The 26,583-nt window shown below is 76.5% G+C and carries 22 protein-coding genes; all 22 read right to left on the reverse strand.

Annotation, left to right across the window (positions count from 1 at the left end; translation table 11 throughout):
* Positions 1-13 precede the first annotated feature (13 nt).
* Positions 14-580, reverse strand: a complete 567-nt coding sequence (locus QJ852_18830) for a peptide deformylase (GenBank protein ID WGX95204.1) — start codon at positions 578-580, stop codon at positions 14-16.
* Positions 577-1,101: an ACT domain-containing protein gene (locus QJ852_18835; GenBank protein ID WGX95205.1), complete on the reverse strand. Its 525-nt coding sequence runs from the start codon at positions 1,099-1,101 to the stop codon at positions 577-579. Before QJ852_18835 ends, QJ852_18830 begins: the two co-directional genes overlap by 4 nt.
* A complete protein-coding gene (locus QJ852_18840; GenBank protein WGX95206.1) occupies positions 1,098-2,561 on the reverse strand; it encodes an oligosaccharide flippase family protein in 1,464 nt (487 codons plus the stop codon). Before QJ852_18840 ends, QJ852_18835 begins: the two co-directional genes overlap by 4 nt.
* Complete coding sequence (locus QJ852_18845; GenBank protein ID WGX95207.1) at positions 2,558-3,673, reverse strand: GNAT family N-acetyltransferase; 1,116 nt, start codon at positions 3,671-3,673, stop codon at positions 2,558-2,560. The genes QJ852_18840 and QJ852_18845 overlap by 4 nt, the downstream gene beginning before the upstream one ends.
* Positions 3,670-4,677 carry a UDP-glucose 4-epimerase GalE gene (galE, locus tag QJ852_18850; GenBank protein WGX95208.1) on the reverse strand — a complete coding sequence of 336 codons (1,008 nt, stop codon included), beginning with the start codon at positions 4,675-4,677 and terminating at the stop codon, positions 3,670-3,672. Before galE ends, QJ852_18845 begins: the two co-directional genes overlap by 4 nt.
* Positions 4,674-5,474: a hypothetical protein gene (locus tag QJ852_18855; GenBank protein WGX95209.1), complete on the reverse strand. Its 801-nt coding sequence runs from the start codon at positions 5,472-5,474 to the stop codon at positions 4,674-4,676. The genes galE and QJ852_18855 overlap by 4 nt, the downstream gene beginning before the upstream one ends.
* Complete coding sequence (locus QJ852_18860) at positions 5,471-6,562, reverse strand: glycosyltransferase (protein WGX95210.1); 1,092 nt, start codon at positions 6,560-6,562, stop codon at positions 5,471-5,473. Before QJ852_18860 ends, QJ852_18855 begins: the two co-directional genes overlap by 4 nt.
* The gene (locus QJ852_18865) at positions 6,559-7,668 is read right to left on the reverse strand and encodes a glycosyltransferase family 4 protein (protein ID WGX95211.1); all 1,110 of its coding nucleotides are present in this window, start codon (positions 7,666-7,668) and stop codon (positions 6,559-6,561) included. The genes QJ852_18860 and QJ852_18865 overlap by 4 nt, the downstream gene beginning before the upstream one ends.
* Positions 7,665-10,412 (reverse strand): O-antigen ligase family protein, encoded by a 2,748-nt coding sequence (locus QJ852_18870; GenBank protein WGX95212.1) that lies wholly within the window; start codon positions 10,410-10,412, stop codon positions 7,665-7,667. Before QJ852_18870 ends, QJ852_18865 begins: the two co-directional genes overlap by 4 nt.
* A 42-nt stretch (positions 10,413-10,454) precedes the next feature.
* Positions 10,455-11,621 carry a cellulase family glycosylhydrolase gene (locus tag QJ852_18875; protein WGX95213.1) on the reverse strand — a complete coding sequence of 389 codons (1,167 nt, stop codon included), beginning with the start codon at positions 11,619-11,621 and terminating at the stop codon, positions 10,455-10,457.
* Positions 11,618-12,427 carry a polysaccharide deacetylase family protein gene (locus QJ852_18880; GenBank protein WGX95214.1) on the reverse strand — a complete coding sequence of 270 codons (810 nt, stop codon included), beginning with the start codon at positions 12,425-12,427 and terminating at the stop codon, positions 11,618-11,620. Before QJ852_18880 ends, QJ852_18875 begins: the two co-directional genes overlap by 4 nt.
* Complete coding sequence (locus QJ852_18885; protein ID WGX95215.1) at positions 12,424-12,966, reverse strand: hypothetical protein; 543 nt, start codon at positions 12,964-12,966, stop codon at positions 12,424-12,426. The genes QJ852_18880 and QJ852_18885 overlap by 4 nt, the downstream gene beginning before the upstream one ends.
* 14 nt (positions 12,967-12,980) lie before the next feature.
* The gene (locus QJ852_18890) at positions 12,981-14,276 is read right to left on the reverse strand and encodes an O-antigen ligase family protein (protein ID WGX95216.1); all 1,296 of its coding nucleotides are present in this window, start codon (positions 14,274-14,276) and stop codon (positions 12,981-12,983) included.
* Positions 14,273-16,369: a glycosyltransferase gene (locus QJ852_18895; GenBank protein WGX95217.1), complete on the reverse strand. Its 2,097-nt coding sequence runs from the start codon at positions 16,367-16,369 to the stop codon at positions 14,273-14,275. The genes QJ852_18890 and QJ852_18895 overlap by 4 nt, the downstream gene beginning before the upstream one ends.
* The gene (locus QJ852_18900) at positions 16,369-17,712 is read right to left on the reverse strand and encodes a Wzz/FepE/Etk N-terminal domain-containing protein (GenBank protein WGX95218.1); all 1,344 of its coding nucleotides are present in this window, start codon (positions 17,710-17,712) and stop codon (positions 16,369-16,371) included. The genes QJ852_18895 and QJ852_18900 overlap by 1 nt, the downstream gene beginning before the upstream one ends.
* A gap of 7 nt (positions 17,713-17,719) precedes the next feature.
* Positions 17,720-18,757 carry a glycosyltransferase family 4 protein gene (locus tag QJ852_18905; GenBank protein ID WGX95219.1) on the reverse strand — a complete coding sequence of 346 codons (1,038 nt, stop codon included), beginning with the start codon at positions 18,755-18,757 and terminating at the stop codon, positions 17,720-17,722.
* Between the two features lie 16 nt (positions 18,758-18,773).
* Positions 18,774-19,466 carry a sugar transferase gene (locus QJ852_18910; protein ID WGX95220.1) on the reverse strand — a complete coding sequence of 231 codons (693 nt, stop codon included), beginning with the start codon at positions 19,464-19,466 and terminating at the stop codon, positions 18,774-18,776.
* A 106-nt stretch (positions 19,467-19,572) separates the two neighbouring features.
* Positions 19,573-20,967 carry a 50S ribosome-binding GTPase gene (locus tag QJ852_18915; protein WGX95221.1) on the reverse strand — a complete coding sequence of 465 codons (1,395 nt, stop codon included), beginning with the start codon at positions 20,965-20,967 and terminating at the stop codon, positions 19,573-19,575.
* Positions 20,964-22,448, reverse strand: coding sequence for a 50S ribosome-binding GTPase (locus tag QJ852_18920; protein ID WGX95222.1), 1,485 nt, complete (start codon positions 22,446-22,448; stop codon positions 20,964-20,966). The genes QJ852_18915 and QJ852_18920 overlap by 4 nt, the downstream gene beginning before the upstream one ends.
* Complete coding sequence (locus QJ852_18925; GenBank protein WGX95223.1) at positions 22,426-23,382, reverse strand: hypothetical protein; 957 nt, start codon at positions 23,380-23,382, stop codon at positions 22,426-22,428. The genes QJ852_18920 and QJ852_18925 overlap by 23 nt, the downstream gene beginning before the upstream one ends.
* 54 nt (positions 23,383-23,436) lie before the next feature.
* Positions 23,437-23,850, reverse strand: a complete 414-nt coding sequence (locus QJ852_18930; GenBank protein ID WGX95224.1) for a hypothetical protein — start codon at positions 23,848-23,850, stop codon at positions 23,437-23,439.
* 109 nt (positions 23,851-23,959) lie between these two features.
* The gene (locus QJ852_18935) at positions 23,960-26,581 is read right to left on the reverse strand and encodes a CHAT domain-containing protein (GenBank protein ID WGX95225.1); all 2,622 of its coding nucleotides are present in this window, start codon (positions 26,579-26,581) and stop codon (positions 23,960-23,962) included.
* Positions 26,582-26,583 lie beyond the last annotated feature (2 nt).

Below are 26,583 nucleotides of genomic sequence, written 5' to 3' on the forward strand. Positions count from 1 at the left end.
AACGGGTGGATCCCTATAAGTAGGTCTGGCGCGGGTAGATCGCGTGGGCACCGGCGACCCGGTCGAGGAAGAGGAACCCGTCGATGTGGTCGATCTCGTGCTGCAGCGCCCGGGCCTCGAAGGCGTCGGTGCTGAACTCGACCTCCTCGCCGGTGCCGGGCAGCCGGCCCCGGACGGTCAGCCGGGAGGCGCGCTTCACGTCGCCGGTGAGGTCGGGGACGCTCATGCAGCCCTCACGTGCCCGCTCGTTGCGGCTGGACGCGACGACCTCGGCGTTGCAGAGCACGAAGGTGCCGTGCCGGGTGCGGGTCTTGGGGTGCTCGGTGACGTCGACGCAGAAGACGCGGACGCCGACCCCGACCTGGTTGGCGGCGAGGCCCACGCAGCCCGGGCTGACCCGCATGGTCGCGACCAGGTCGGCGGCGAGCTGGACGGTCTCCGCGGAGGTCGGGTCGACGTCGTCGCCGCGCGCCGAGAGCACGCCCGCGGGCGCGCGGACGACCTCGAGGACCCGACCCTCGACGCCGAGCTCGGTCTCGGTCCAGGCCGCGACCCGCTCGCTGCCCGCATCGAGGCTCACAGCTCGTCGGCCTCGGCCGGACGCAGGGTGGCGGTGACGCCGACCCGCTCGGCCGCGGCCCGGATGGCGCCCTCGACCGCGGCGACGTCGGCACCGACCGGCAGGTCGAGCTCGGCGACCAGCAGGTAGAGGTCGCCCGCGAGGCGGGTGGTGAGGTCGGTGATATTGCCGCCGGCGGTGGCGACCTCGCTGACCACGGCCGAGACGATGCCGGGACGGTCGCCGCCGTGGACGGTGAGCACCCAGGCGCTGCCGCCGGCCGCGGGGGCGGAACCGGACGCGACCGGGCGGACCGCCACGTCCAGGTCGCCACCGGCCGCGAGCGGCGCGAGCGCCTGCTCGATCGCGGCGGCGTCGGACCCGCCCCGGCACAGCAGCATCATCGCGAAGTGACCGCGCAGCAGCGTCATGGTGGAGTCCTCGATGTTGAGCCCGAGCTCCGCGAGGCCGGCCGTGGTGGCGGCGATGATGCCGGGGCGGTCGTGGCCGAGGACGGTGACGGCGTACAGGTCGGTGCTCACGCGCCCATCATCCCAGCCCCACGGGGCCGATGGCGCAGGAATGCCACGACGTTCCCGAAGAGGACCGGGTCGAGCACCCGCCCGGCGGCGGCCCAGGCCAGCAGGAACCCGAGAGCCCCGGCCGGTACGGCGAGCGCGACGTCGTCGACCAGCTCGACGACGATGCCGGCGACGACCGCTCCCGGGACCAAGGCGGCGAGCGGGCGCAACCGGCAGAACCGGCCGGCGATCCGGGACAGCGCGATCCCGAGGACGACCGACTCGACGAGGAAGGCGGTCGTCGTGGCCACGGCGGCGGCGGTGATGCCCCACCGCGGGACGAGGAGGAGGTTCATGGCGATGTTCACCGTCAGGGCGAGCACGCTCGCGACCAGGACGACGGGGTCGGGCCGCAGCGCGAGGAGCACGGAGGCGCACACATGCGTGATGCCGAACAGGAGCGGGGCGGCGGCCAGGCCCAGCAGCACACCGGGGTGGACGTACTGCTCGCCGAAGAGCAGGGCCACCAGGTCGTCGCCCCGCAGCGCGATGACCACGCCGTAGGGCAGGTAGACCGCACAGGCCAGGACCAGGCCGCGCTCGGCCCAGTCGCGGAGGTGCCGGGCGTCGTCGGGTCGACTCGCGATGACCGGCACGAAGGCGCGCGAGAGGGTCCAGCTCACGAAGAGGATCGACTCGAAGACCCGGTAGCCGGCGCCGTAGATGCCCACGGCGGTCGTGCCGAGCAGGACACCGATCAGGGCCGCGTCGATCCGGAAGACACCCATCGCCGCGATGTCCCCGAGACCGGTGACGGGCGCGGCCCGCAGCACCAGGCGGGCCTCGGCCCCGCTGCCGCGGATCCGCATCCGCGCCCCGGCGCGGCGCGCGGCGACCTGCATCCCGAGGACGCCGATCGCGGTGCCGAGCAGGTAGCCGACCGCGCCGTCCACCGCGCTCCGGGTCGCCAGCAGCATCCCGGCACAGAGCACGAGCACCGAGAACCGCTGGAGCACCAGCACGAGTGCGGAGAGCTGCTGGCGCTGGCGGGCGGCACAGGCCGCCCGCGAGGCGTCGGTGACCGTGTCGAGCAGACAGCTCGCGACCAGCAGCGTGACGACCACCGCCTCGTGGGGCGTCATGGTGGCGGACAGGACCGCCGCCGTCGCCGCGAGCACCGCGCCCGAGACCGCGACCCGGATCCCGACCAGCGCGCCGTAGCACCGGTCGAGCAACGCGGGCCGCGCGCTGCCGAGCTGGATCACGCGCGCGTCCAGGCCCAGCCCGGACAGTACCGACAGCAGCAGCCCGAGGCTGAGGCCGAAGGAGAGCAGCCCGAAGTCGGCCACCCCGAGCAGGCGCGCCATCACCAGCACGGTGAGGAAGGTGGCGACCTTCCCCAGGAGCTCCGAGGCGCCGAGGGCGAGCACGGTCGCACCGGTACGCCGCAGCGTCTCGGCCTGCTCCGCGACCTGGGTCATCGCGCGACGAGGGCGCGCGCGAGCGACGCCGGCACAGCACGGCGCGCCCCGCGCCGCACCGCGTCGGCCCAGGCGTCGAGGGTCGTGACCACCGTGCCGGAGGCGGCCCGCACGGCCACCCGCCGGGTCTCGTGGTCGCCGAACTTGGCCTCGGTGCGGCCGCGCAGCCAGTCGAAGGTGGTGACCCCGGGCGCCTCGGCGGCCCGCAGCACGGCGAGCATGTCGCAGACGATGCCGCCCTGGTAGCGCTGCCACTCCTCCGCGACCCGACCGTCCCACAGGCGGTAGGTGTCCCCGTCGACCATCGTCACCGCGTAGCCGGCGACGTCGTCGTCGACGAGCAGCACGTCGACGACCACCCGGCCGCGGGCGGCCGCGTCGAGCAGGACGGTCTCGTGGAAGGCGCGCAGCCGCGGGTCGTCGAGGTGGCTGCGCCGGCCTGCGGCGTGGTCCCGGTGACGCCGGACCTCGACCAGCGCGGGCAGCCACCGGGCGACGTCGCCGGGCTCGCTCGCCGCCACCGTCCGCCAGGTCCGGCCCTCCGCGTCGAGGCGGGCGGTCGCCCGGCGCATGCTGCGCCGCCGGTTGCGGCTGATCCGGAAGCTGCCGCCGACGCCCTCGATCCGCGGCATCGGCGGCCCGGTCTCGATCCGGCAGCCGGGCAGTCGCGCCACGATCGCCCGCACCGCCGCGTCGTCGGGATCCACCTGGCCCAGGTGGAGGGACCACGAGCGACGCGTCCCCAGCCAGCCGACCAGGGCGTCGGCGAGCCCGGCCGCGGCGGCCTCGTCGTCGTGGAAGAGCCGGCCGTAGTCGTTGAGGTCGCCGCCCAGCAGCTCGATCCGGGGAACACCGCGACGCCGCGACGTGGTCAGCGCGGCCAGCGCCACCGGCGCCTCGGCCGGGCCGACGGTGAGCACGGCCGGGGCCCCGGGCAGATGCAGGGCCGCGGCCCGCAGCCACCCGGCGGAGGTGCAGAACTCAGCGCTGCGCCCGTCGATCCAGCCCGCCAGCCGCTCCAGCCGCGCGAGCGCGGCCGGGCCCGTCTCGACCCGGCCCCCCGCAGTCGTCCGTGCCGCCGCGGTCGTGTGTGCCGTCGGTGCCGCCGTCATGATGCCTCCCGATCCGGGTGCCGTGCCCGGGACCAGGCCCGGGCGTCCTCGATGCCGTCCGCGAGGGTCCGCTCCGGCCGCCAGCCGAGCAGTCGTCGCGCCTTGGTGCTGCGGGTGAACGCGCCGACGGTGTCGCCGGCGCGGCGAGGCGCCTCGACCACCGGCAGCGGCCGGCCGGTGACGCGTTCGAAGGTCGTGACCAGCTCGCGCACCGTCGTACCGCTGCCTGTGCCGAGGTCGACCGCCTCATAGCGCGCGCCGCCGAGCGCGCGGTCGAAGTGACGGAGCGCGGCGACATGGGCGCGGGCGAGATCCCAGACGTGGACGTAGTCGCGTACGCCGCTCCCGTCGACCGTCGGGTAGTCGGTCCCGGTGAGCAGGAAGGGACGCCCGGTCCGGTGCGCGGCCAGGAGCCGGCCCAGCACGTGGCTGGGGTCCGGCTGGTGGGGGCCGGTCCGCAGCCACGGGTCGGCGCCGACCGGGTTGAAGTAGCGCAGCGACAGGACGCGCAGCGGCGTGGCCGCGACGAGGTCGCCCAGCAGGGTCTCGGCGACCGCCTTGGTGCGGGCGTACGGGCTGCGCGGGTCCCAGGGCGACGACTCGTCGACGCCCAGGTCGGGTCCGGGGGCGTAGATCGCGGCCGAGCCGCTGAACACCAGTCGGGTGACCCCGCAGTCCAGCAGTGTCTCGGCGAGCTCGCAGGTGCCCGTGACATTGGTGCGGTAGTAAGCGGCCGGCTCGCGCACCGACTCGGGGACCACCACCCTCGCCGCGCAGTGCACGACGGTCCGCACGCCGGGGTTCTCGCGCAGCACCCGACGGAGCAGGTCGTGGTCGGCGATGTCGCCGACGTACGCCGCGCGCCCCCGCAGGAACGACCGCGGCCCGGCCGACAGGTCGTCGAGCACGACCGGGCGGTGCCCGGCGTCGAGGAGCGCCGAGACGACGGTGCTGCCGATGTAGCCCGCCCCGCCGGTGACCAGGACGTCGGCGCCCGCGGTCATCGACACCGCCCCGGGACGTGCGGGCGGACGCCGTCCGGGATCGGGTACGCCAGCACCCGGTCGAGTCGGAGCCCAGGCGGCACCGCGTAGAAGAGGTGCAGGCGGACCGTGCGGGCGGCGCCGGGCCGGAAGCAGTAGAAGCGGCCCGAGATGACCTGGGCCAGCTCGCCCTCGCCGTCGACGAGCAGTGCCTGGACGGCGACATAGCCCGAGAGCCGGCCACGCGCCTTCAGCCGGACGGCGACGACCGTGTCGTCGTCGTCGCGGCGCAGGTCGGCGTCGCCGACCCGCACCGACGCGTCCGCGGCCGACGCGCCCGCCTCGGCGCTGAGCGTCTCCACGTCGACGGCGCCGATCTCGCCGACCCCCGCGTCGAGCGGGACGAAGAGACCGAACTCCGCGCCCGGCGGCAGCCCGACGACCGTGCAGCACACGTCGGCGTCGGTGCCGCTCGTCGCGAGGAGCACGGCTCCGGTCGCGTCCCGGGCGGTCACCCGGACCCGGGCGCTCGCGATCGGCTCGGTCGACTCGTTGCCGACCACGATCGCCAGCTGTCCGGCCGCGCGGCCCCAGGACCGCACGGCCAGCACGTCGCCCACCCCGGCCGGGGCCGCCGGCAGCGCGACCGGAGGGACCCGGCCGGCCGGGTACGGCGTCCGTGCCCGGCTGTCCTCGGCGCCGCCGATCGTCCCGGTCAGCAGCAGGCCGCCGGCGACCAGCCCTGCCAGCACGAGCAGCACGCCGGCGTACAGCGGCCAACTGGGGCGCCTGCCTCGGCGCTTCGGGTGGCGGCTCATCGGGTCACTCCTGTCCGCGGGCGGCGGCCGACGGGACGACCGGCCAGACGCAGGTAGATGTCGTCGTACTGCGCCACCATGCGGGCGCGCGAGAAGCGGTCGGCCACCAGCGCCCGCCCGCGCCACGCCAGGTCCGCGCGGAGGGCGGCGTCGTCGACCAGGTCGACCAGGCCCGCGGCGAGCGCGGCGGCCGATCCGGGCTCGGCGAGGCGGACCGCGCCGGCGAAGTGCTCGACGAGCCCGCTCACCCGGGAGGCGAGCACGGGAACCCCGGCGCCGAGCGCCTCCAGGACCGCCACCGGCAGTCCCTCCCAGTCGGTCGGCAGCACCAGGAAGTCGCTGGCCGCGAGCAGGCGGGGCACGTCCGCCCGCTCGCCGAGCGGACGGACGCCGGCGCCGATGCCGTGGCGGTCGATGTCGGCCAGGACCCGCCCACGCCCGGGTCCGTCGCCCGCGAGGAGCAGGACGGCGCGGTCGGCGACGGCGGGCCAGGCGGCGAGCAGCAGGTCGTGGCGCTTCTGCGGGACCAGCCGGGCCAGGCACAGCCCGACCGGCACATCGGGCGGGAGGCCCAGCTCGGCACGCGCACGCTCGCGCGGGTACGACGGCAGCGGCTCGAGTGCGGTGGGGACGACGTCGATCCGGCTGCCCGGGTATCCCTCGTCCGCCAACGCCTCGGCCAGGTGGGGCGAGACCACGGCGACGCGATCGCTCACCCGGCGCAGGATCCGAGCGGCGCGGCGGCCGTCGGGGCCGGCCACTCCGTGCAGCGTGGTCAGCAGCGGCGCCCGGCCGCCCAGCGCGAGTCCGGCGACGAGGGATGCCTTGGGATTGTGGGCGTGCACGAGGTCGGGCTGCGGCAGCGTGCGCAGCCGGTGCGCGGCGCGGACCAGTCCGGCCGGCCCCCGGCCGACGAGGGGCACCGGCACGTGCCGCACGCCAGCGGCCTCCAGCGCGGCGATCCGGTGGCCGGGCCCGCTCGCCACCCACACCTCGTGGCCCTCCGCGGCCGCGGCAGCGGCGAGGGTGACGGCGATGGTCTCGGCGCCGCCGATGCCGAGCTCGGCGATGACGGTCAGGATCCTCATCCGACCTCCTCGTAGACGGCGAGCAGCGCACGCGCGCAGCGCTCGGCGGTGAACCTCTCGATGACCCGACGGCGGGCCGCCGCCCCCATCCGGGCGCGCAGCGCGGCGTCGGCGCTCAGCGTCCGCAGCGCCGTGACGAGCTGGTCCTCGGAGCCGGCATCGACGAGCAACCCGTCGATGCCGTCGCGGACGATCTCGGGTACCCCGCCGACGCGGGTGGCGACGACAGGCAGCCCGGAGGCCATCGCCTGGAGCAGGGCCATCGGACAGGCCTCGGCCGCGGAGGCCAGGACCAGCAGATCCGCGGCACGCAGGTGCGTCACGGGGTCCGGGCGGAACCCGAGGAGGCGCACGCGGTCGGCGCTGCCCGCGCCGGCCACCGCGGACTCGACCCGCGCGCGCTCGGGGCCGTCGCCGACCAGGTGGAGGTCGAGGTCCGGGACCCGGGCCGCGGCACGGACCAGCTCGGGCACCCGCTTGACCGGCTCCATCACGCCGAGCCAGGCGGCAGCGACGCCGGTGCGCCGCGGGCCGGGAACGGGTGCGTCCAACCAGGCCCGGCCGACGCCGTTGGGGACCGTGCGGACCCGGGTCGGGGGCAGCCCGACCTCACGGCGTGCGTACGCCGAGAGCGCCTCGCACGGCGTGACGACGGCCGTGCGCGGGGTGGCGGCCAGCAGCCGCTCGCCCGTCAGATACGCCAGCCGGTCGCGGCGCCGGGCCGGGGCCATCGGCAGGTTGCCCGGCACCAGGCCGGCCAGCTGGTCCGGGACGCCGTGCAGCGTGTAGACCGCGGGCAGGCCACGCCACCGGGCGAGGGCCCGACCGACGAGCCCGGCGCGACGGTCCTGCAGGTGCAGCAGGTCGGGCCGCACGTCGCCGAGCAGCGCCGCCGCCGAGCGCAGACCGACGGCGTCGACGCCGCGGCGGACGACGAGACGATGCGTGCGCACGCCGCCGACCGCGGCCCGGTCGAGGTGGGGTCCCGGCGGACCGGCGAGGTGGCTGTCGTGCCCGAGCGCGGCGAGCTCGAGCGCGAGGTCGACGGCATGGTCGACCGGACCGCCGCGGGCCTGGGTCAGCAGCTGGAGGACGCGCAGGGTCATCGGCCCTCGCCTCCGGCGGCCGGGGGGCGGTCGCGCCGCGGCTCGATGCCGAGCCCGAGCGCGACGAGCAGCCAGATCGGCAGGAAGTACTGCTCGCTGAGGAAGCAGGCCGCGGCCGCGGCGCCGGCCAGCGCCACCAGGACGGCGTCGGCGGTGCGGCGGTCCTCCCGGGCGCGGGCCGCCCGGCGGGCCCGCAGGGCACCGCGGCCGGCGAGCGCCAGCACCGCGACGAAGGCGGCCAGACCGGCCAGACCGAGCTCGGCGGCGACGTCGAGATACATCTGGTGGGCGACGTCCTCGCGCACGGCGGTGCCGCCGGCCGGGACGAAGCGGCTCCGCTCGGCGGCGAACCCTCCCGGTCCCTGGCCGAGCACCGGGTCGGCGGCAGTCATGTCGACGGCGACCGACGCCGCGGTGAGCCGCTGGTCGACGTTGCTGGCGGCGACATGCTCCTTCTCGGCCAGGGCCCGGGCGACCACGTCGCCGTGGGTCACTGTCATCACGCCCGCGCCGAGGACCGCGGCGAGCGCGATGCCGAGCAGGGCCGCCGGACGGACCGCGCGCAGCAGCACGGCCGCCACCACCATGGCGGACAGGCCGACCAGAGCGCCGCGGGAGAAGGTGGCGAGGGTCGCGACGACGAGGACCGCTCCACAGCCACTCCCCCAGGCAGCGGCTGTGGAGCGGTGGCGGGCGAGGCTGCGGTGGCCGGCGAGGACGGCGAAGGGCAGCGCTGTGATCATGAAGAACGCCAGGTCGTTCGGGTCCGCCAGCGGTCCGACGGCCCGGCCGCCGTGGACCAGGAACGAGGCCACGCCCACCACGCCCGCCGCGGTGCAGGAGAGCACGTAGGCGGTCGCGAGCCGGCGCGCGAACGCCGCGGGCGTGGGCCGGCCGCGCCGCAGCAGGTCCACCAGCACCACGACGACCAGGGCATGGGCCGCGTAGCTCACGACGTGGTCGCCACCCGAGGCGACGTCCGCGCCGTTGGCCACGAAGGACGCCATCAGGACCACGACCAGGGCGCCCAGGGCGACCAGGCCGGGGTGTCGCAGCCCCTGCGGGCGCGGGTCGTGCAGCACCCGGACCGCCCAGGACACGAACAGCAGCGCGCCGACGGCCTTGAACGCCGCCGGGTGGATCTGCTCCTGGAGCAGGTGCGCGAACGGTGCGGCCACGACGAGCGCGATCGCCGTCCACTCGACGCGCAGGACGGCGGCCGTCAGCACCGTCAGGCCGACGACGAGCGCCAGCACGAGGTACGGCGCGCCCGCGGCGGCGAGCCCGGCGGCCACGGCGAGGCCCGTCACCAGCAGCACCGCCAGGATGGGCGCCACCGGCGCGGGGCCGGTGCCGAGCCGCGGCGGACGGAGCCGCGGCAGACGGCGGATCTCCACGACCGGGCTCGATCGCGGCAGCAGACGCGCCGGCAGGGACCGGCGCACCAGCAGCGACCAGCGGAAGCCCGGCACCCGGACACTCACCAGCACCGCGGCCGCGGCCAGGGTGACGGCGGCCGCGACCAGCTGCAGGACGGCGACGAGGGTGATCCCGTGGTCGACGTACCGGCCGAGGAGCAGGACCAGCAGGACGACGTGCAGAGCGGCGACTCCGAGCGTGTCGGCCGTGCGGCCCACCGCCCGGAGCGCGACGAGCAGCGGCTCGAGCAGGCTCAGCACCAGGCCGTAGGCCGCGAGCCAGCGCAGTGCCGGTACGGCGACCGACCACTCCTCGCCGAGCAGTCCCAGCAGCGGCGCGAGGAGCGCCATCGCCGCGTAGACCGGCACCAGGAGGCGGTGGACGACGACCGCCGCCGCGATCGCGGACGCGCCCACGGCCTCGCCCCGCAGGCGGCACAGCCGCGGGAACACCGCGCCGCCGATCACCACCGCGACCAGCAGGTAGGGCATGAAGGCGATCCGGAACGCCATGGAGTAGGCGCCGAGGTCGCCGGCACCGAGCCGGTGCGCGACGAGGACGTAGTCGACGTTGAGCATGACGAGCGACAGGAGGGCGCCGCCGGCGAGGGCGCTGCCGTAGGACAGCAGCGTCGCGGCGTCGCGCCCCGACCAGCCCGGACGCACCGGCGGCCGCAGCACGCCGAGCAGGACCAGGGCGGTCGCGGCCTGTGCCAGCTGCCCCGGCACCAGCGCGAACGCACCGGCACCCGCCGCGAGGGCGGCCCCCGTGACGATCGCCCCGACGGCGCTGCCCACGACGTCGGGCAGGATCCGGCGGCGGAAGTCGAGGCGGCGGCGCAGCAGCTCGGCGCTGATCCCGGCCGCCGCGGCGAGCGGCACGCACAGCACGATGCCGCGGAACACCTCGGCGCCCGCCGTGCCGACCCGGAGCAGGCCGGCGAGCCACGGTGCCGCGACCCACACCACGGCCACCAGCGCCAGGGAGGTGACCAGCGCCAGCGTGAGCGCGGACCGGGCCGCGCGCTCGGCGTCGCCGCGGAAGTGGACGAGGGCGGTGGCGGTCCCGAGGTCCGCCAGGACGGTCGTCACGTTCAGCAGCGCGGCGCCCAGTGCCACGACCCCCAGGGCCGCGGGATCGAGCACGGCCGCCATGAGCAGCAGCACCAGGGTCTGCGACGCCTTCGACGCGACCGCCCCGAGCGCCAGCCAGCCCGTTCCGGGCGGTAGCGCCGGGAACCTGGACGACACCGCTCCCCCGGTGGCGCGGGCGCGCACCGGGGACGGCCCCACCTCGGGGGCCGCGCGGGAGACGATCACCGTCATGTCACTCCAGTGCCGGTCGGTTCGGGATTGATCCGCGTCGCGTCAGCGGCGGCGGGCAGCGTCGCGCAGCGCGCGCAGGGCGGGCTTGGGCCGGAGGTCGGGGTGCAGCAGGCCGAAGCCGTCCTGGTAGGTGTCGCTCGGCCCGTCGATGTCGCGGTACCAGATGATCGGTCCGACATAGGGATAGCGCGCGCGGACCAGGCGGACCGCGTCGCCGAGGTACGCCGCCTGCTGGCGCGGGGTGACCGACCGGTCCCACGGGTTGCCGGCGCTGTCGGGCCCCGAGGACCAGCCGAGCTCGGTGATCCAGATCTGCTTGGCGCCGTCGCCCCACTCCTCCATCACGGCACGCACCGCCGGTGTGTGGGTGAGCCGCCAGACCGCACCGACCGCCGGCGTGTCCGGCGGCGCGTCGCTCGGGCCGACATAGGGATGGGTCGCGAGGACGTCGAAGCAGTCGCGGGCGCCGGCCTCGTAGGCCCGCCGGAGCCAGCCGTCGTCGTTGTACATCAGCCCGCCGAACACGACCGGCGCGTCGTCGTAGCGCTTGACCGCCGGGTAGGCCGCGCACAGCAGCCGGGTGTAGGTGGCGGGGTCCGCCCCCTCGAAGAAGACGGGGAAGTTCGGCTCGTTCCAGATCTCCCACGCGGCCACGTCCGCACCCCAGCGCCGGGCCGCGGCGGCGATCGCGTCGGCGTAGTCGCCGACGTCGTCCGGCGGCGCATAGGGGCTGCCGCCGTCCGTGGCCCAGGAGGGGGAGAGCCACAGGGACACGATGACCCGCAGCCCACGCTCCCGGGCGCCGGTGAAGACCTCGTCGAGCAGCTCGACGTACCACTGGTCGAAGGGACCGGGCCCCTGCGGCTGCAGGGTCTGCCAGCCCACGTCGACGCGGACCCAGCGCGCGCCGGCGCGCCGCAGGCGGTCCAGCACGGCGATCGCCTGGTCCGCGCGGTCGCTGTGGTGGGCGGAGAGCTGGAAGCCCAGGTCGACGTCGGCGCCGGTCCTCGGCGACGGCGCGGGCTGCCCGGTGGACTGCGGGGCGGGCTGCGAGGCGGGCTGCGGGGCGACCTCCCCCGACGGCGCTGCCGGGTCCGGCTGCGCGCCGATCGGCGAGGGCGCCGTGGAGCCGATGAGCAGGACGCCGACGATCCCGGCCACGGCCAGGATGGCGATCACCGCACTCGAGCGACGCAGCAGCCCGCTCATCGCGCACCCGCCCGGCCGGCGAGCTCGACGCCCGGGTCGCGCGGGGCCCGGCCGAGGAGGTCGTGGACGACGCGGCGTACGGCGGGCACCCGGCCGGACACCCGCCGGGCGCGGGGGTAGAGCCGGTGGAGCTTCAGGCGGAAGGTCCGCATGGTGTCGATCGCGTTGACGTCGACCCGGCCGACGGCGAACCCGCCGGCCGCCTCGTGGACCGCGAAGGCCGTGTCGTAGCCGGCGTCGCGCACCGCCGTGCGCACCCGGGCGTCGTGGCTGCCGAAGGGGAAGGCGAAAGAGGTGACCGGCCGGCCGAGCAGCTCCCCCAGCGCCCGGCGGGCGCCCGTGGTCTGACGTCGCAGCTCGCCACCGGAGACCCGGGTGAGGTCCTGGTGGTCGGTCCCGTGCGCGCCGACCGCCATGCCACGCCGGTCGACGGAGCGCAGCTCCTCGCCGGTCATCAGCGGGTGGCGGTGGCGTGGCTCCAGCCAGTCCGAGCAGCCGCCCACCAGCGCGGCGGGCACGTAGAGCACGCTCGGCACGCCGAACGACTCCAGGACGGGCAGCGCGTGCTCACCCACGCCGACGTAGCCGTCGTCGAAGGTGATCAGCACCGACCGCGGAGGCAGCGAGCCCGAGCATCGGCCCTCGACGTACGCCCGCTCCGAGAGGGGGACGAAGCCCTCCTCCAGGAGATGCTCGACCTGGTCGCGGAAGGCCTGCGGCGTCACGAACATCGCGTGCGGGTCGCGGTCGGCGGGGACGTGGTCGACGCCGTGGTACATGAGCACCAGCGGGGCACGGCGGCTCACGGCGTCCGCTCCCGGATCCGGTACAGCCCGCCGGCCAGCAGCAGGGCCGCGAGGGCCACCAGGGCCGCGAAGTAGAGCCGGCGCGGCGGGCCGGAGGTCACGCCGGCCGCACCGGCCCGCACGGCCACGACGACCTGGGCCATCTGGTCGGTCCCGCCGAGCTCCTCGGCGCGCTCGGCGAGGCCGTTGGCGACGTCGACCGCGACGTCGCGGTTCGTGGAGGACACCGCGATCCTGATCGTCGCGGTGCCCGGGTCCCGGGTGGCGGTGACGGCGACCTGCGGCGGCCGGTCGGGCGCGACCTCGGCCAGGACCTCGGCGGCGGACTCCTTCGCGCCGAGCGTCACGCCGAACTCGTGCGCCTGCATCTCGATGCTGTCGGCGGACTGCTCGGCCGTCAGCGGTCGCAGGGCCACGGCGCTGGTCGCGGTGTAGGTCGTCGGCACCAGCAGGATCAGCTGCGCACCGAGGGTGACCACCAGCGCCAGCCCGCCGACGAGCAGGCCGATGGTCCGCCACCGGTCGCGGAGACGCTGCACCTCTTGTGTCGTGGTCAACATGTCACGGGGACCCACTTCCTCCGATTCGTCGTTGCGTGATGCTCCGCCGCGTAGCGCGCGAGCGGCACGGTCTCCGCCACCGCTGCGAGCCCGAGGAGCGTCCAGACCAGGCCGGACACGATCGGGTTGCGCAACGGCATGTCGAAGCCGCCGTGGACCGCCACGGCGGCCAGCCCGGCGATGACCGCGATGCTGCGGATCCGCACCGACCGGGCGGCCGGGTCGCCGGGCTCCGGCGCCAGCACGTGCCGGCGGACGGCGAGGACGCAGCCGGCGACGATCACCATCCCCAGCGCGGCTCCGACGACGCCGCGGTCGGCCAGCACGGTCAGCAGCAGGTTGTGCGGATGCTCCGGGGGCTGGGCCGCGACGGCGCTCGTCGACTCGGTGGCCGCCGACCGGAAGCCACCGGGCCCGACGCCCAGCCAGGGATGCTCGGCGGCCTGACGCCACGCCTCCGACCACACCAGCGGGCGGTCGTCGTACTGGTTCTGCGTGGGGTCGCCGAGCGTGCGGATCCGCGCGCCGACCACCCCCAGGACCGGTACGCCGGCCGGCGCGACCAGCGCGGCGCCGCAGGTCGCGGCGGCGCCGAGCCCGATCGCCAGGAGGGCCCGCCGCAGGGCCGGCTCGCAGACCGCCAGGCAGGCGAAGGACGCCAGAGCGCCGATCCAGGCGCCGCGCGACATGCTGAGCACACAGGCCACGGCCAGGCTCGCGGCGGCCACGGACAGCAGCGCGGCACGGCGCCGGGAGGAGCTCGTCACGATGCACGCCAGCGCGACGGGCAGCAGCGCGGCGCAGAAGATCCCCAGCTCGTTGGGCTGGGAGAAGGGGCCGGTCAGCCGGCCGTTGACGACATTGCCCGCCTCCGCCGCCTGCAGGCGGCCCACCGACACGAGGGCGGACGCCGCGGTCGCGCCGCCGACGAGCACCAGCAGGTCGAGGACCCCGAGCTCCGCGCCGGGCCGGCTGAGCACCACGGCCAGGGCGTAGCAGGTGGCGATCACCGAGCCGACGACCAGCGGCACCGAGCGGGAGGGGTCGACGCCGTCGGCTCCGGAGACGATGCCGGACACCAGGCCCAGGCCGCACCCGACGAGGACGACGGAGGTCGGGATCCGGGCGCCGCGCACGATCACCAGGTGCAGGGCGAGGGTCGCCGGCACCAGCATCGCGACGTGGATCAGCCGCATCCCCAGCCCGGGCACCGCGACGTCACCGAAGGGCAGCAGCACGACGACGGCCACGACGCCCGCCCGGAGCGCCCCGTGCCGCTCCGCTCTCATCGCCGTCTCCGCACGCCGGCGGCGACGGCGGACAGCGCGCCCCAGGCCTTCGCCAGGTCGCGGGCCGCCGCGACGGGCGGCACCAGCGCGGTCGCGGCGAGGGGTCGCGGGCCACGCGCGGCACGGGCCACGGGCAGCGACAGGTAGCCGGCCGCGCCGGCCAGGGCCACCGCCCGCGACGTCCGCCCGCCGCGCGCGAGGACCGCCGCCCCCACCGCGTACGACGCCGCGCGGGCCAGGTCGCGGCCCAGCAGCCGGGGGTCCAGCGAGTGCCCGCTGCCCTCGCCGTAGCGGCGCAGCATCCGCAGGTTCGCGAGGAGGGTCGGGCGCTGCGCCCAGGCGACCTCGGCGTCGCGGACCATCCGCGCCCGGTGCCCGGCCGCGACGATGCTCCGCCCGAAGAGCACGTCCTCGCCGGTCGCGAGGTGCTCGGGGAAGCCGCCCGCGTCGGCCCAGGCCCGGCGGGTGAAGGCCACCGAGCGGCCGGTGGGCATCGAGGGGTCGAAGCTGCGGCCGAACAGGCGGCCGTAGGCCCGGACCCCCGGCCCGGGGCGCGCCAGCTCGTCGATCGCGGGATAGCCCGCAGCCGCCAGGGCCAGCTCCCAGGGCCGCTCGGCGAGGACCCGGTAGGTGCCGGTCCACAGGCCGACGTCCGGGTGCCGGTCGAACGCCCCGCGCAACGCGGCCAGCCAGCCGGGCGCGGGCACGCAGCCCGCGTCGGTGCAGGCGACGGCGTCGTGGCGGGCCAGCCCGATGCCGACATTGCGACCGCGGGAGATGCCCGCGCCGCGCTCGACGACCAGCCGCACGCGGGAGTCCGCCTCCGCGGCCCGCCGCGCCACCTCCGTCGTCCCGTCCGTCGAGCCGCCGTCGACGACGACCAGCTCGTCGTCGGGGCCGAGCTGGGGTACGACGGCGGTCAGCAGCTCGGTGAGGCCCTGCTCGTCGTCGAGGACGGTGGTCACCACGCTCAGCGGTGGCGTCATGGTGCGGTGACCGGCGCCCGGCCGGTGCGCGAGCAGCGCCAGGTGGTCGGCCAGCCGCCGGCCGGCCGCACCCGCGTCGGGGAAGTCCAGCGCCCGTCGCCGGGCGGCGGCGCCGATCCGTCGGCGGGTGCCGGCGTCGGCGAGTGTCGCGAGGGCGGCGGCGACGTCGTCGGGCCGCGCGACGCGCACGGGCAGGCCGCCCGCGGCGGCGATCTCGTCGACCGGCGGCACCGCGACGACGGGCACGCCGCCGGTGAGCGCCTCCAGCGCGGACATCCCGAAGGCCTCGCGCAGCCAGGGCTCGGCCGCCGTGGGCTTGGTGAGGACCGCGAGGGCGTCGAACGCCGAGACGACGCGCGCCACGTCGGGGATCTCACCGAGGAAGCGGACCCGCTCGGCCACACCGAGATCGGCGGCCAGCTTCACCAGCCGGTCCTGCTCGTCCGGCTCCGCCGGGTCGGGGACCCCGGCGACGACCAGCTCCCAGGCGGCGGCGCCGGGCAGCGCCAGGGCGCGGACCGCGTCCTCGATGCCCTTGTGCCGGACCACCCGGGCCGCCATGCCGAGCACGAGCTCGCCGGGGGCGGGATCGATGCCGAGGAGCGCGCGGGCCTCCGCGGCCGGCACCGGGCCGGGTCTCCGGGGTGGGTTGAGGACCACGCCGGCGCGCGGCGTGCGGCCTTCGAGCAGCCAGGAGCTGGTGGCGACCTGACCCTGGGTGAGCCGGTCGAGCAGCCGCACCGGCGCACCGGCGTACGACGCGTCGTGGCGCACCCACACGACAGGGATCCCCGTGGGCCGGGCCGCGGCCGCCGCGACCAGCCCCGCCTTCACGCCGTGCGCCAGCACGATGTCGGGACGCTCCCGGGCCAGGAGCCGGCGCAGCCGCCGGGCGGCGGTCGCGAGCCGGGCGAGCGACCTGCCGGCCGGCACGGTCGCGACCGGCCAGCCGCGCCGCGCCCAGGCCGCGGTCGTCGCGCCGGCGCCCAGCCCGATCGCCGTCACGTCGAGCCGGTCCGTGGCGTCGGCGAGCTGCAGCTGCCAGCGTTCGGCGCCGCCGAGGACGCCGCCCTGCTGGACGACGGCGACCCGCAGCCCGGTCCGCATCAGGCCTCGCCGACCCGGCGCCGGCGTGGCGCGCGGACACCGACCAGGATGCTGCCCAGGATCCGCAGCTGGATCTCCCTCAGGTGCTCGGCCGCCCGCTGCACCGTCCGGGGGTGGACCGAGCCGGACGGCACGGTGAGCAGCAGCGCGCCGTGGATCGCCATGATCCGGGCGTCCTCGGAGGAGGCGACGGGAGCGGCGTGGACGAGGACCACGTCGTAGCTGCCCTCGGTGCTCTCCAGCAGGCCGTCGAACCTCATCTCCAGCAGGCTCGGCGGCGCCAGGTGCGCCTGTCCCACGGCGAGGAGGTCGACGTCCTCCGTCGGTCCCTCCCGGACGGCGTCCACCAGGTCGACCTCGCCCGCCAGCACGTCGTACAGACCGGGTTCGCCGCTCGGCGCCCGCAGGGCGGGGTGGACGTCGGGGTCGCCGCTGGTGTCGACCACGAGGACCCGGTGGCCGACCTCGGCCAGGGCGACGGCGAGGTTGACCTCGATCCAGCCGGCCCAGGGGTCCGACGTACCGGCCGAGGTGACGACGAGAAGCCGGCTCGGGTCCTCGGCGCTCGCGAACTCGACGGCGATGCGCAGGGCGCGGATCGACTGGAACTCCGGTGCCCAGTAGTCGATGGCACTCGCCTGTCGGGGGTCGGCCGGCTTGGGGATCACGCCCAGGACCGGCGTGTCGGCGAGCTCGCCCATCTCCTCGGCGTCGCTCACGGTGCGGAACAGCCGGTCGACGACGATCGCGGCCACGATCGCGAGGAGGAACGCGAGCACCAGGCCGGCCAGGGCCGCCACCGGGACGTTCGGCGAGCTCGGCTCGTCGGGGACGACCGCGTCCTCGGTGACGTGGTAGGCGAAGGCGCCACCGGCGGGATCGTTGGCCGGCAGCAGCTCGAGGATCAGGTTCGCCGTCCGGGCGGCGCGCTCGGCGTCGGTGTCGGTCACCGCCACCTGCACGATCACGGTGCCCTCGACGACCTTGCCCTCGACGTCGTCCCGCAGCTGGTCGGCCGACCGGCCCGGTACTCGGTCCGCGACCTCCTCGAGCAGCGGCCACGACCTGCCGACGTCGGCGACCGTGCCGAGCAGGTCGGTGTAGTCGACCGTCGACGGCGGCAGGTCGGCGCGCGGGGTCACGGCGATCCGTGCCGACGCGGTGTACTCGCGGTCCGCGAGGACCAGGCCGGCGGCGACGCCGTTCGCCACCAGGATCACGACCAGGGCGACGATCCAGCGGCGGCGCCACAGCAGGGCGCCGAGGGCGCGGGCACTCCCCCGGACCGCGGACGGCTCCGGGCGGTCGACGTACTCCGCGGGGACAGCGTGGGTGGTGGACATGTGCTTCCTATCTGAGGACGAGATCCGGGGCGGCGAGCCCGTAGGCGGCGGTCAGGCGCTCGTGCTGGAGACGGCGGGTGTGGCCGGCCGCGACCTGCAGCGAGCGCTGCTGCTCGGCGGACCACCGCGCCGGGTCGCGGAGCCGGGCGATCCGGTCGGCGAGGTCGGCCGCGGTCCGCGCGGTGCCCGGCAGGTCGAGGCCGAGCAGGCCGGGGATGCCGCGGACCGCGAGCGGCAGGCCGAGGGCGGCGGCCTCGAGGATGCTGATCGGGGCGCCCTCCCAGGCGGCCGTGTGCACGTAGACCTGGGCCCGGCTCGCGCGCTGCAGGACCTCGGAGCGTGGGAGCCAGCCCGCGACGGCCACCCCGTGGGCGCGCAGCGCCTGCTCCGCGCCGGGGTCACCGCCGCCGAGCCACTCCCAGGAGACGTGGCAGCCGAGCACGTCCTCGAGGTAGCCCTTGGCGCGCAGCAGGTAGGGCCAGTCCTTCTGCGGCCCGATCCGGCCGACCGTGACCACGTGGAGATCCGGCGCGAACCGGGCGCGCAGGTCCGGGACGTGGAGCGGCCGGTTGGGCACGGTGACGACGCGGCGGTGCCCCAGGGCGCGGCCGAGGGCGGCCTCGCGGGGCGAGCAGGCCGCCAGGACGGCGGTGCGGGCGGCCAGCGACCGCTCGATCCGACGGACGCCGGCGCGGGCCGCGGGGCCGAGGTCCTGCCGCTCGAAGGCGAAGCAGTGCGGGCTGTAGACGACCTCCGCCGCGGGACGGGGGAACCGGGCCAGCAGCCCGGCGTACGACGAGTGCGCGTGGACCTGGTCGGGCGCGAGGCTGCGGACCAGCTCGTCCGCGGATCGGAGCGCCCGGGGCAGCCCGCGGGGCAGCTCGTGCACGCCGGCGAAGGCGTCGAGCCGGTCACCGGTGTCGGCGTGGGTCCGGCGCGGCCACACCGCGACGTGATGCTCCAGCCCGGGGGTCGCCTCGACCATGGCGAGCACCGAGGTCAGCACTCCGCCGCCGAGCGACTCGATGAGATGGAGGACGCGCATCGTCGGGCTCCCGTCGTCAGTAGGCGCCACGGCCGCGCAGGACCGCGGGCAGGGTGCGGAGGAGGATCAACAGATCGAGGCGCAGCGAGCGGGCGGCGACGTACTGCAGGTCGAGGGTGACGGCGTCCTCCCAGTCGAGGTCGCTGCGGCCGCTCACCTGGCTGATGCCGGTGATGCCGGGCCGGACCGCGTGCCGCCGGTGGTCGCGGTCGGCGAACCGGGCGACCTCCGTGGGCGTCGTCGGCCGGGGTCCGACCAGGGCCATGGTGCCGTTGAGCACGTTCCACAGCTGGGGCAGCTCGTCGAGCGAGAAGCGGCGGAGCACCCGGCCCACCCGTGTCACGCGCGGGTCGGCGTGGATCTTCGTGAGTGGGCCGGAGCCGTCGTTACGCTGCGCGAAGAGCGCGGCGGCGTGGTCCTCCGCGTCGCGGCGCATGGTGCGGAACTTCACGATCTCGAACGGCCGGCCGCCGACCCCCACCCGCCGTTGGCGGTAGAGCACCGGCCCCCGGCTGCTGCCCTTGACGAGGAGCGCCACGACCGCGAGCACCGGCGCCAGCGCCACCAGGAGCCCGGTCGCGACCGTCAGCTCGAGGAGACGCCGGGCCCGGCCGTGGGCGACGACCTCGACGAGTGCCTCGGTGGACACCTCCACAGGTGCCGGGACGGGTGCTCCCGGCAGGTCGAGCGGGACGCGCGCGACGCTCATCGCGCGCTCCGTCCGTCACGGGTGGTCTTCACATCACACTGGTGCGGTGAGCGGCCGGTTTGATCCACCCCCTGCCGAAACCGGGGAGGGAACCCCCAGCCGGAGCTCAGCCCGGAGCGCGGGCCGAGCGCAGACCGCGCTCGAAACGGGCGTACGACGCCAGCTCGCGCCGCGCGGGGACCAGCACGTGCTCGCGCACGACCCGGGCGACCACCTCGCGGCAGCCGTCGTCGACCTGGTGCGCCCGGTCCGCGGCGCGACGTGAGGCACGCCGGCCGAGCAGGCCGGCCGCCGCGGCGACGATCGCGAGGAAGGAGGCGGCGCCGAGGGCCACGGGCAGGGGAAGCAGGCCGGCTGCCCTGGCCCCGGCGACCGCGACCGTCAGGAGGGCGGCGACCGCGACGCCGGTGCGTGCGCCCACCGGCGTGGCGCGGCGGCCGGACGGGGCGGGGAGAGCGGCCAGCTCGGCGTCGAGTCGGTCGTCGGTGTCGCCGAGTCGCTGGGTGACGGCGGTCCGGACCGCCCGGCCCCAGCCGGGGGCGAGGTCACGGCAGATCCGGTCGACGAGGCCGCGGACGGCGTTGTCGACCGCGGGCCGGTCGACCGGTCCGCGGCGGGCCGGGGACGGGCCGGCGGCGTCGGCCACCCGGCGCTCGAGGTCGGCCACCCACACCTCCGGCACCGGGTACGCCGCGCGCCCGGCCGCCTCCTCGAGCCGGGCGACGGCCGCGCGGATGTCGGCGTCGATGCGCAGCACGGTGTTCTGCTTCTCCTGCACCCGGCGGGTGAGCGCGCGGCGCAACTCGTCGATCCCGGTGCCGTGCCGGGCGCTGGTCGCCAGGATCCGCGGGTCACGGATGCCGTCGACGACCAGCAGCCTCCTGAGGTCGGCGAGCATGCCCCGCCGCCGGTCCTCGGGCACGGTGTCGACCTGGTTGAGCACGACCATGGTCACCGCCCGGTGACCGGCCAGCGGCTGGAGGAACTCGCGGTGGATCGCCGCGTCGGCGTACTTCTGGGGATCGACGACCCAGACCAGCACGTCGGCGAGCTCGACGACTCGCCGCGCTTCGGCGTGGTGGGCGACCTCGATCGAGTCGTGGTCGGGCAGGTCGAGGAGGACCAGCCCCTCGGGGAGCCGGCCGGGCGAGGACACCGGCAGCGAGCCGCGTCCGTGGCGGTCGGTGGACCGGATGCCGAGCCAGGTGAGCAGCTCGTCCGCGTCGTCCTCGCCCCACACCAGCGCCTGCGCGGTCGAGGTGGTCGGACGACGGGCTCCGGAGATCGAGATCTCGGCACCGGCGAGGGCGTTGAAGAGCGAGGACTTCCCCGAACCGGTGGCCCCGGCGATCGCCACGACGGTGTGTCGCTCAGAGAGCCGCAGCCGGCCGCTCGATCGGTCGGCCCCGGCCCGGATCTCCTCGAGGAGTGCCGGGTCGAGGCGGCCCTCCGCCGCGTCGGCGGCGCTGCGTAGGCCGTCGAGCCGTGCCTGGAGGTTCATCGCAGCGGGCCTCTCGTCTCGTGGCGGGCCAGGGCCCGGGTGGCGTGGTCGGCGGCGGCGCGCAGCCGTGGCGCCGCGTCGGGTGCGAGGGTGCGGTCCAGGACGGGGCGCAGATAGCGGTCGCGGTCCTCGGTCAGCAGCGCGGCGAGCAGCTCGTCGACCGGGCGCGCGGCCTGGCGGGCGCTGCGGATCGCCCTGCGGGCGCGCGGGCCGAGCCCCTTGCCGGGCCGGCTGAGATCCTCGGCGCTCCAGTCGAGCAGCGCGCTGCCGTGGGCGGTGGCGCGCAGCTCCGTGCTGGCGCGCTCGGCCGCCCGCCAGGCGTGGTCGACGAGGAGTCGCTCCAGGGCGAGATCGGCGGAGAGGTCGGGCGAGAGGACCGCGCCGCGGTCGACCCGGTCGGTGACCACGGACTGCGTGGCGAGGAGCTGCGGTACGGCCTGCTCCAGGGCGGCGAGCTCGTCGGCGTAGACCCGGTCGGCCACGCTCAGCAGCTCCGCGATCGCCTCGACCTGGCGTGCGGCCGCCTCGGCGACGGCGGCGGCGACCGTGACGGCGTGGCGGACGGCGCCGGTGACGGTCCGCTCGGCGGCCGCCGTACGCGCCACGGGGTCGGCGGCGAGCGCGTCGATCCAGGTCCGCATCGGGCGCACCAGGTCGGGCGGCAGCAGCGCCGGGTCGTCGAGGTCGGCCTGCTCGACGAGAAAGACGTGGTCGGCCGGCACCCTCCGCTCGGCGGCCATCCGGCGCAGGTCGGGGACCACGGTGGCGCGGTCGGCCGTCGGGATCCGGTTCAGCACGACGGCGATCGAGGCGCCCCGCTCCACGGCGAGGTCGAGGTGCCGCCAGGACAGCCGGTCGGAATAGCGCGCCGCGGAGGTCGCGAACAGCAGGACGTCGGCGGCCGCGATCAGCTTGCGCGCCAGGGCGCGGTTGTCGTCGTCGACCGAGTCGAAGTCGGGCGCGTCGAGGATCGCGATCCCGCGGGGCACGGTCGGCGCGGACACCAGCCGGACGCTGTCGTGGTCGCCGGTCGAGCCGGTGACGCGGCGCAGCCCGGGCAGGATCCGCTCGTCGCGGAACCAGGATCGGTCGGCGGGGTGATGCGCCAGCACCGGCGATCGGGTGGTCGGCCGGAGCAGGCCCGGTGTCGTCACGGTGTGACCGACCAGGCTGTTGACGAGGGTCGACTTGCCGGCGCCGGTCGGGCCGGCGACGACGACGAGGACCGGTGCTGTCCGCTCGGCCAGCCGGGGCAGCACCTGGTCGGCGAACCGGTCGATCGTGTGGCTGCGCTCGTCGCGCACCTCCGCCACGCCGGGGAGGTTCAGCGGCAGTCGGGCCTCGGTCAGTGCGCGCTGCAGTGCGGTCGCCGCTGCCAGGAGTCGGGGCTCCGGGCTCCCGGCGCCGGAGCCGCGGATCGCGTCGGTCCACTCGGCGCCATCGCGCGCCGGACGGGCCTCACTGACCGCTGCCGCGACCATGGTGACCCTGGCGCCGGAACATGGAGCCGAGCTGCCGATCCTGCGGCTGGCCCGCGCCGCCCGGATCGTCCGGACCCTCCGGACCGCCCCGGTCGTCCGGCTCGTCCGGCTCGTCCGGGTCGTCCCGCTCGTCCGGGTCGTCCGGGTCGTCGACGCCGTCGGGATCGCCGGGGCCGTCGTCGCCCTGGTCGTCGCGGTCGTGGGCGTCATCGGTGAACACCTGGTCCTCCGGATCGCCGTCGGCCGCCGCGCCCACCTCGCCCGCGCCGTCCGCGCTGTCCGCGCCGTCCGAGCCGTCCGGCACCTCCGCGGCGGGGTTCTCGTCGAGCAACCGCCTCATGGCCGTGCCGGCGTCGTCGAGCCGCGTCCGGACGGCCGCCGCGGCGGCGGTCAGATCGGCGATGGCCTCACCCACCTCCTCGCCGAGCTCGGTCGCCCGGTCGAGGACCAGCCGGGCCTCGGTCCGGATCGCCTCCGCGTCGCGCTGCGCGCCCTCCGCCGCCTCGGCGACATAGCTCCGGGCGGTCTCCTCCGCCTCGGCCATCGAGGTCCGCAGCGCCTCGGCCCGGATGGTGTCGGCGTCGCGCCGCGCCGTGGCGGCCAGGTCGGCCGCGAGGGCGTCGACCTTGGCGCGCTGGGCGGCGGCCCAGCCGGCGATCTCCTGGCGGGTGCGCTCGGCGGCGTCGCGCGCCTCGAGCACGATCCGCTCGGCCTCCTCGCTCGCCTCCTCCCGCGCCTGGCTGGCGAGCGTGAGCATCGCCTGGGCCTCACGATGGGCGCCGCGGGTGGCCCGCAGCGTCGCGGCATGCTCCTCCGCGTCGGCGGCCACCGCCGTGACGTCCGGCTCGGCGGCGGGCGAGCCGGGCGGCTGCAGGTCGGACAGCACCTGGTCGAAGGCGCGTGCGGCCTCGTCACCGGTGGACTCGGGAGACACATCCGCCTGCGGCTCACCCTCTGCTGCGGACCGGGATCGACTGAACATGTGCAACTAGTGCGCCGGGCCAGCCGATTGATCCGGTACGGCGCGAATCGGTTCCCGGCTCCCCGGCTGCTCCGCCCGGACCGACGCTCCGGCCCGGGTCTGCACCCGGATCGACTCCCGCGCGGCCGCCAGCAACTGCTCGCTCTCCTGGATCGCCGCGGCGACGATCCGCTGGGCTTCGCGATCGGCCTCGGACAGCCGTGCCGTCACGAGCCGGACCACCGTGCTGCGCAGCCGCTGCGCCTCCCCCGACACCAGGCCGAGCAGGCGGTGCGCCTCGGTCCGGTCGGCTGCTCCCCCGCGCTCGAGCCGGTCGATCAGCGCGTCGATCTCCCGGTGGGGGAAGCTCGGTGGCCAGCCGGCCCGCTCCTCGTCCCCCGCCCCCTCGCAGGCCGATCGCCCGCCCCCCTGCTGAACCACGTTCGAACCACTCCCTCGCGTGCCGGGGCACGGCCCCTCGACACCAGATCCGGACGCCGGTGACGGCGTCTCGGATCACTGGTGCTCCCGGGACCGGGATTGATCCGTGCTACCGGGCCGGGTCGGCGCGGCCCACGAAGCGGAACGCCCCCCAGTAGTAGGGATGCGGGTAGCGGCGGGCGACCTGGCGCCGGGCCCGGCGCAACGCGGCGGGCGGCTCGGCACCGCCGGCGAGGGCGGCGTAGAAGTGGGTCATCAGCTCCAGCGTCACCTCGTCGTCGACGACCCACAGCGCCGCCACCACGCCGCGGGCGCCCGCGGCGAGGCAGGCCGACACCAGACCCATCGGCGCACTGGTGTGGTCGGACGAGCGCCCCGAGCTGCAGGCGCTCAGCACCACGACCGCGTCCTCGAGAGCGACCCGACCGGCCGCGATGTCACGGGCCCGCAGCCAGCCGTCGGCGAGTCGCAGACCGGAGGACAGCGGGTCGTCGTGGCGGAACACCCCGTGACAGGCGAGGTGGACGACGTCGACGCCCCGGGCGCGTGTCCCGAGCGCGGCCAGGGTCGCCTCCTCCGCGACGAGCACCTCCGCCGCCGGGAGGTGGCCCTGGATCATCGCCGCCTCCCGCTGGATGGAGGGCGCGTTCTCGTCGGGCACGGCCAGCACCAGCGCGGTCAGCTCGGGAGCCTTTGTGGGCGTCGGCTCGGGGGGCAGCAGCGGGCGGGCGAGGCTTGCGTACCACGGCCCCACCTCGTCGAGCAGAGCGTCGAAGGGGACGGCGTGCAGGTGCCGGTGCCCGACCACGGGGAGCTCGTCGTCGAGGTCGGCCAGCAGCTCCACCACGGGCGCCAGGAGCAGGTCGAAGAGCCCGTCCAGTGCGGCCGAGGAGGTGAACCCGGGCAGGACGCGGCCGCCGGGAGCCATCAGCGTGCACTCCTGCTGCCAGGCGTTGACCAGACGCCGACTGCTCTCGGCGGTGCGCGGCAGCACCCGCGCGTCCACGTGACCGTCGCGCAGGACGAACACGACCACGTCGTCACCGGCGACGTAGTACTCGACGAGGGAGCCGCCCGGAAGACTCGGCAGCGTCTCCTCGGCATCGCCGGCGGCGACCGGGGCCGGAGCGATGGCGTCGGAGAGGAGGCGCTCCAGGCGGCGACGGCGGCCGTCGCCGGGGACGTCGGAGATCCCGGGCCCGGAGCCCGGGGAGCCGACCACCGGCGCGGCACGCGGCCGGTCGAGCGTCGCCGCCTTGGCCGCGCGGACACGGCGCAGCGCCTCCACCCGGCCGGCGTGGTCACCGCGCTGCAGGAGCAGCAGGATCAGCTCGTCGGTCGCCTCGGTGAGCGAGGGGCACCCGACGCTGGTGCGGTGCCCGAGGCGCTGGGCCCAGCCCCGGCCCACGCTCAGCACCCGGCGCAGGGAGGCCACCGCCTGCGCGACCTGGCCGGTACGACGCTCGTGGCGCGCCCGGGCGAGGAGGACGTCGGCCCGCAGCTCGGGCGTGCCCAGCCCGGCCGCCCGGGAGGCGGCGGCGTCCAGCAGGGCGGCGGCGGCGTCGGGCTCCGCGACCCGGGCCGCGAGCACCCGGGCCCGGACCACGACGAGCGGCGGCGTGTCGTCGACCTCCGCGGCGATCACCCGGTCGCAGGTGATCCGGCAGGACTCGGCGTCCCCGAGGGCCCACGCGACCTCGGCCCGGAGCAGCCAGGAGTGGATCCGCATCAGCCTGCTGCCGCAGTCGCCGAAGAGACGCTCCGCGACGTCGAGCTCCGCGGCCGCGGCCCGATGCCGGCCCCAGGCCAGGGAGGCGCGGGCACACGCCAGAGCGGCGCGGGCGGAGCACTCGACCGCCCCGATCCGCATGAACACCTCCTCGGCGGCGCAGGCCTCCGCGTGCGCCTCGGCGGCGAACCCCGACCGCAGCAGCGCATCGGAGCGGACGAGGGCGTGCAGAGCCACGTGCCACTGCGTCTCGGGGAGCTCGGCGGCCAGGCAGTCGAGCACCTCGAGCGCCCGGGCGACCTGGCCCGTGGCGGAGAACGCCTCGGCCACGAGCGCGGCCGCGACGGTGGCCCGGTGCCCCTGGCCGGAGGCCTCGTAGGACACCCGGGCCCGGTTCAGCTCCAGCAGCGCGTTGTGGGGCAGCCCCGCGTCGAGGGCGGCCCGGCCCCGGCTGAGCTGCACCTGGGCGATGCTGTCGGCGTCGCCCAGGGCGCCGTACAGGTTCTCGGCGGCGTCGTACTGCCGCAGCGCCGCGGCGACCTGACCGCGGCCGGCACGGGCGTCGGCGAGCTGACGCTGGACCAGCGCGCCGAGCGCGGTGACCCGGGTGTCCTCGTGGGGGATCCGCCCCAGGTCGGCCTGGAGCCGCAGCAGCCCGGCCTCGGCGGCCTCGAACTCCCCCACGAGCAACTGCACCTCGCTCGCCCCGGCGGCGGCGCGGACCGCCTCGACGGACTGGTCGGCGGCGAGCCAGTTGCGGCGCGCGCTGCGATAGGCGGCGGCCGCGGTGCCGAGCTCGCCGCCGGCGACGGCGAGGTCGCCACGGACCATGTCGATCGCCGCCAGCCGGGCGGCATCGCGCTGGCCGTCGAGGCCGTCCTCGGCACACTCGATCAGCTCGCGGCATCGCGCGACGTCGCGGTTCAGCCAGCGCCCGGCCTCCCTGATCAGCTCGTCGATCTCCGCCCCGGCCCCTGCCGCGGCGTGTCTCGCGATGCTCATGT

The sequence above is a fragment of the Nocardioides sp. L-11A genome (assembly GCA_029961745.1).
GTDB lineage: Bacteria > Actinomycetota > Actinomycetes > Propionibacteriales > Nocardioidaceae > Nocardioides.